The 5,490-nt window shown below is 65.4% G+C and carries 10 protein-coding genes; 7 read left to right on the top strand and 3 right to left on the bottom strand.

The window, feature by feature from the left end; translation table 11 throughout:
* Positions 1-263: 263 nt before the first annotated feature.
* The 3 genes from E1281_RS37000 (at position 264) to E1281_RS36990 (ending at position 1,629) form a co-directional block, all read left to right on the top strand.
* Positions 264-668 (top strand): VOC family protein, encoded by a 405-nt coding sequence (locus E1281_RS37000; protein ID WP_131884360.1) that lies wholly within the window; start codon positions 264-266, stop codon positions 666-668.
* Between the two features lie 221 nt (positions 669-889).
* Positions 890-1,264 carry a type II toxin-antitoxin system RelE/ParE family toxin gene (locus tag E1281_RS36995; protein ID WP_131884359.1) on the top strand — a complete coding sequence of 125 codons (375 nt, stop codon included), beginning with the start codon at positions 890-892 and terminating at the stop codon, positions 1,262-1,264.
* Positions 1,261-1,629, top strand: a complete 369-nt coding sequence (locus E1281_RS36990) for a helix-turn-helix transcriptional regulator (protein ID WP_131884358.1) — start codon at positions 1,261-1,263, stop codon at positions 1,627-1,629. Before E1281_RS36995 ends, E1281_RS36990 begins: the two co-directional genes overlap by 4 nt.
* A 58-nt stretch (positions 1,630-1,687) precedes the next feature.
* On the opposite strand, the gene E1281_RS36985 is transcribed toward E1281_RS36990, so the two are convergent.
* A complete protein-coding gene (locus tag E1281_RS36985; RefSeq protein WP_131884357.1) occupies positions 1,688-1,936 on the bottom strand; it encodes a DUF397 domain-containing protein in 249 nt (82 codons plus the stop codon).
* A complete protein-coding gene (locus E1281_RS36980; protein WP_131884356.1) occupies positions 1,933-2,790 on the bottom strand; it encodes a helix-turn-helix transcriptional regulator in 858 nt (285 codons plus the stop codon). Before E1281_RS36980 ends, E1281_RS36985 begins: the two co-directional genes overlap by 4 nt.
* A 197-nt stretch (positions 2,791-2,987) precedes the next feature.
* Here E1281_RS36980 and E1281_RS36975 point away from each other — a divergent pair, with 197 nt between their 5' ends.
* Entirely contained in the window at positions 2,988-3,278 is a 291-nt protein-coding gene (locus tag E1281_RS36975; protein ID WP_131884355.1) for a hypothetical protein, read from the top strand.
* 35 nt (positions 3,279-3,313) lie between these two features.
* Here the strand turns inward: E1281_RS36975 and E1281_RS36970 are convergent, their stop codons facing one another.
* Entirely contained in the window at positions 3,314-3,943 is a 630-nt protein-coding gene (locus tag E1281_RS36970; protein WP_131884354.1) for a DUF6461 domain-containing protein, read from the bottom strand.
* A gap of 120 nt (positions 3,944-4,063) precedes the next feature.
* Between E1281_RS36970 and E1281_RS36965 the strand changes: the two genes are divergently transcribed.
* From E1281_RS36965 to E1281_RS41545, 3 genes are all read left to right on the top strand, one after another.
* Positions 4,064-4,510 (top strand): DarT ssDNA thymidine ADP-ribosyltransferase family protein, encoded by a 447-nt coding sequence (locus tag E1281_RS36965; RefSeq protein ID WP_131884353.1) that lies wholly within the window; start codon positions 4,064-4,066, stop codon positions 4,508-4,510.
* A 105-nt stretch (positions 4,511-4,615) separates the two neighbouring features.
* The gene (locus E1281_RS36960; RefSeq protein WP_131884352.1) at positions 4,616-5,101 is read left to right on the top strand and encodes a macro domain-containing protein; all 486 of its coding nucleotides are present in this window, start codon (positions 4,616-4,618) and stop codon (positions 5,099-5,101) included.
* Between the two features lie 106 nt (positions 5,102-5,207).
* On the top strand, positions 5,208-5,490 hold a 283-nt coding region (locus tag E1281_RS41545), incomplete at its 3' end, for a hypothetical protein (RefSeq protein ID WP_207943732.1).

Here is a 5,490-nt window from a genome sequence, read left to right as displayed (position 1 = left end):
GCATAGTCCCGCCCCTGAAACCCAACGGCAAACACAAGGCAGACCCCCGACCTCCTGATACCGAAAGCCGCGGCGGTTGCACGTCTCCTTTCATTAAGACGCCACCGTTTGGGGCCACCCAGAAGGATCAAGCCCTTGTGGCTCATTGAGGAAGTGAAAAGGGAGGCCGCAGGAGAGTTAGTCCGGCGGAGGTGCGGTTGGGCAAAGAATCCCAGGGCTCCCGGTACCCCCTCGTCCGGGTGACGACGGATAATCTGTCGACCATGCGCATGCTGCACTTTGGGTTGCGGGTCACCGACATCGAACGCTCACTCGCCTTTTATGCCGCGCTCGGTTACGCTGAGGTCGGTCGCGTGCCCGAGACGTCGTTCGGCAGCTTGACCATGCTCCAACTGCCTGACGATCCGTTCATCAGCCTTGAGCTCGTGCACGATCCAGCGAGACCGGTGGAGGACATCGGCGCCGTCAATCACCTCGTCGTCCAGGTGGACGATCTCGAAGCCACGATCGCCGATCTCGCGGCCAAGGGCGTCACGGCCGAGCCCCTGGCGGAGCTGGGGCCAGGGATGCGGACGTCATGGCTGACCGACCCCGACGGCTACCGGATCGAACTCGTGCAATGGCCACCCGGCCATCCAGCCGGGATGACGGCAGCGGATTTCGCCTGACGGTCCGAACGCGTATGACGGGCTGTGGGTGGCGCGGGGCTCTGGCGAGATGTAGTCGATCAGGAGCACTCCGTCCTCCTGGCCGGTCTGACGTCCCTGATCCGGCGTCGGCCGTCTGGATGTGGGCAGCGTCGGCGGCCGAGGGGCCGGGCACCGGACACCAGTAGCGAGGCGTACTGCGGTCGGCGCCCAACCCATATAGATTTTCGTATAATCACAGCGTGAGCGCGCCGTGGCAGATCGAGATCGAGTTGGAAGTCCGGCAGTGGTTGGAACTCCTCAGCGACCGGCACTATGACAAGGCTGAACGGGCGGCCGACATGCTCGCGTCCCAGCCGACCACGCTCGGTGAGCCCTACTCGCGCCACCTCGGTGGCAAGGTGCGCGAGTTACGCTTCGTCTTGGAGGGCAACCACGTCCGCATCACCTACTGGCTCGCCCCGCGGCAACGGATCGTGCTGCTCACCGTGTTCCGCAAGACCCGGCAGCGCGAGGAAACGGAGATCGATCGGGCCCGGCAAGCGCAGAAGGTGTGTGAAGCCGAGCACGGCCTTGCTGAGCACACCTACGACCGGAGCAAGGAGGAGGCGCCGTGAATCACTCCGAGTGGAAGACCCGCCGGACCAAAAGGCTCCTGGGCGAGGGGGTCGAGGAGTCCTCCGCCTACGTCGAGGCGGGACACGCCCTGGCGCTCGGCCAAGCCGTCTACGATCGTCGCGTCACCCTTGATATCACCCAGGCTGAACTCGCCCGCAGGGCCGGCATGACGCAGCCTCAGATCTCCAACATCGAAGGCGGCGATTCGGTGCCGACTCTTGCCCTGCTTACCCGGCTGACCGTCGCACTCGACGCTTCCCTGGCTATCCAGCTCGACAACGGCGACTCCACCTTCGTCTTCACGCCCCACCAGAAACCCGGCCCTGGCACGTCCGCCGGCGATGGCCACACCTCCGCGGCGTGATCCAGCGTGGGTTGCCAGGACCACTTGGCCGCTATGACTCGATCGTGGACGAAACCGTTCAAGCGAAGAAGTTGAATTCTCCGTTGCGGACGCCGGCTAGGAAGGCTTCCCATTCGGGGCGGGTGTAGAGGATTACTTCGGCGTCGGGGCGGTGGCTGTGGCGGACGGCTACGCGGTCGGTGCCGTCCTTGAGGGGGCCCGCCTCCACGCAGTTGCCGCCGCCGTTGGGGCTGTAGCTGCTGATGCGCCAATCGATGTGTGCGCGTTCCTCGGGGGTGAGGATGTCGCGTGGTTCGGTCGTGCTCAAGGCTTCTCCTCCGCGATTGCCGCGATCATCTCTGCGGATTCGGCCGGCCCGAGAGCCATGGCCAGATGACCATCGTAGGCATGGACGAATCGCGAAATGTCGGGTGCCTCAGTGTAGATCGCACCGGCCAGCGTCTCGGTGTAGGCGACCTCGGGAAAGGGCGCCGGCATCTGGAAGATCTCGAAGCTTCCGTAGACGCTCGCCAGCTTCCCGGCGCCCAGCGGGAGCACTCGGATCTCCACTGTTGGCAGCTCGGAGAGCTTGATCAGGTGTCGAAGCTGATCGCGGGTGACCTGCGGCGCTCCAACCCTGCGATGAAGCACGGCTTCGTCCAGGATCGCGCTCACACGCGGGGGGTCGGGCTTGCGGAGGACGCGTTGGCGTGTCATGCGAAGTTCGTGCCAGCGCTTGATCTGCTCACCCGTGGCCTCGTGCTCGTCCGCCTGAATCACATGATCGGCGTAGGCAGGAGTCTGAAGGAGACCAGGCAGGACGATCGCCGCGTACGAACGGATGTGGGTGGCGCGGGACTCCAGCCAGACGTAGTCGATCAGGGAGCCTGCGACGTCGTCCGCGTAGCCGTCCCACCAGCCCTTCTGCCAGACGTCCCTGCTGAGGTTGAGGAGCTTTTCGCGCAGTTCCGGGTTTGAAACGCCGTACAGATCGAGGAGCGCGAGCAGGTCGGGGCGCCGGATCGGATAGAACCCTGTCTCGTAGCGGCTGAGCGTCGCGGTGTCACGCTGTAAGTACTCGGCAGCCTCCTTGAGGAGGATCCCTTTGCTGTCGCGGAGTTCGCGGAGTTGCTGTCCCAGCCACTGCGAACGCAGCGTCCCCGGCCTGGATGTAGCCGCCATCTTTCAGCCTTCCATGATCGCTCCGGAGGGCTGGAGCGAATTACTCAAAGCAACTTGCCCTGTGCTGTGCGTGGTGCGACTATACCGACAGTGTCCGGATGGATGCAGTGAGTCTCAAGAAATGAGAAGAGCCGGGACGGATCAGTGCTTGGCGGCTACGTCCGTCCCGGCCCGGTCGCTCGGAAGGGAGCACCCGGATGGATGACGTCCACGAGTCCGAACAACTGACTGTCTACCACGCGGCCGAGGCCGAGCGGGTCGTGGCGCTTGCCGGGGGTGCTGTGCCCAGGCTGTTCGCCCTCGTCAGGGAGGACGTCGGCGAGGACGACGCGGTGGTGGAGGAGGTTGTGGCGTACGGGGTCGCGCTGCCGGACGGGTCGGCCGCCACCATTCCACCCAGCGGCCAGGGGTTCGGGCGGTGGCTCACGCCGCAGAGCGCGTCGCGGCGAATGCTCTCGGAGTTGGTCTGGCTCTCACCTGGGCGGTGAGTAGCCCAAGGCCCTCCGACGGTTCGGGGCCCAGCTCATGGCGGCGCCGGGACACCGCAGGTGAGCAGGGGGCCGAGTGCGACGTCTCCAGGAAGGCGGATATCGGCGATGGCGGTGAGGAAGGCCAGCATGTGGACGACCCTGGAAGGGCGGTCGGCAATGTGCCAGTCGTCGGGGCAGGGCAGGATGCCCAGTTCGCGCATCTGAGGCGCGAAGCGGTCGGGGTCGGTGCCGACCAGGCTCCACTCCATGCAGGGTTCGAACGCCACGACACCTCGGCCGTCCTCGCTGAACCCCACCTCGCAGTCTTCCGGCGACCACCAGACAATTGCCGCCTGAGTGCCGATGAACAGTGACCTGCCCACCCCGTCCCTCTTGTGCCCCAGGTAGCTTGCGGACTCCAAGGCGAACGTCCACTCGCCGAAGGCACCGAATCGCGCCCAGGGCAAGATGTTCCCCTCCTGGTCCACACGGCCGGAAAAGGCGTTAACACCATCATCGAGAGTCAGCATGCGAGCGGTAGCAGGATCCATGCCGAAGGCCGCGATGGCCTGGGCGGGCGTCCTGTCGCGAACAAATGTCCAGCAGCCGGCCACTTGCAGGTGATCGTGGTCTTGCAGCCAATCCCAGCCTTCGGCCGCGGCCCATAGGGCATCGATGTCCATTCGGCGCTCCTAGGACGCTATGGAGGAACATCGTCATGTCGGGCGCAGCCGTCTGGCAAGCCCGGAATCGCTGATGATCGCACCCTGCTTCCCGACTGCCGGGCAGGCATATCGGAGACCATGTCGGTGGACGTCGTTACGATGACCACCTCATGGCTGACACCGCGGATCTCTGGAATCGTCCCTGGGACGATCCATGGCTCCTGCATTTCACACATCTGGACAATCTCGCGGAGGTCGCGCGTACGAGGGCTTCGGTCCGACAAGGGGCGCCGTCCCGGCGTTCGCGAGTGCGGTCAGCCGAGTATCAAGGAACGCAGGGGGAAGCGCCCGGTACCGGTACCGCCCGGAGGAGCCGTCGCCGACTACGCCCCCTTCTACTTCGCTGCACGGTCGCCCATGCTCCGCAGCATCCTCGGCGGGAAGGTGGAGCGGTACGACCGCGACCAGACGCATCTGATCTACCTGGTCACCCGGCTCTCCAAGGTGGTGGGCGCGGGTCTGTACTGGGTCGCGACGGACCGGAACGCGGTTCTCGATACAGCGAAGTTCACCTCCGACGCCTAGAAGCCGGCCGACCACGTCGACTGGAGATCATGAAGGCCAGGTACTGGGGGAACACGGCGGACGACGGCCCATGTCAGGGACAGAGTTGAGGAGGAGGGGAGCTGGATGATCGTTGAGCGAACCGGGAATCTGCTGCGCGATGACGCGCAGGCGCTCGTGAACACCGTCAACACAGTCGGTGTCATGGGCAAGGGCATCGCTCTCCAGTTCAAGCGCGCTTATCCCGACAACTTCAGCGCCTACGCGCGGGCCTGCGCCGAGGGGCGGGTGCGTCCCGGAAGGATCTTCGCCACGTCCATCGACGGGGACCGGTGGATCCTGAACTTCCCCACCAAACGCCACTGGCGTCAGCCCTCCCGACTGGAGGACGTTCGCACCGGCCTGGACGACCTGGCGCGGGCCCTCGTCGAACTGAGGATCACGAGTGTGGCCGTTCCGCCTCTGGGCTGCGGCTACGGCGGGCTCGAATGGCCGCAGGTTCGTCGTCTGATCATCGAGAAGCTCGGCGGACTGGACGCCGAGGTCCGGCTGTACGCCCCTGGTACTCCAGCCCCCGAGGACATGCCGGTGAGCCCCCAACGGCCAGACTGACCAGGGGCCGGGCCCGCCTGCTCGCCGGGCTGCGCCGCTACGCGATGACCGCTTTCGAGGCAGGCTCGCCGTCGATGCCAACACCTCCCTCCTGGAGACCCACAAGGTGGCCTATCTCCTCCAGGTAGCAGGGCTCGACCTCGGTTATCACTTCGAGCGGGCCCACTACGGGCCCTTTTCTGCCGACCTCAACCGCGACATCTCGGCCATGGAGGGTCACTACCTGCTCGGTTACGGGAACGGGACAGGAGGAGCAAGAGCGGATCTGCGCCTGATCCGGCGGCCGACGAAGCGGACGGCCTCGTCGCCGGCAAGAACACCAGCCACGAACTATTCGTGGACCTGGTCTGATGTGCCCTTCGCGGTGGGGCATTGGCGTGGGGTGGGGT

This window comes from Actinomadura sp. KC345 (assembly GCF_004348515.1).
In the GTDB taxonomy this organism is placed as follows: domain Bacteria; phylum Actinomycetota; class Actinomycetes; order Streptosporangiales; family Streptosporangiaceae; genus Spirillospora.
The sequence above is the reverse complement of the archived record's forward strand: the minus strand, read 5'-3'. Positions and strand labels throughout refer to the sequence as shown.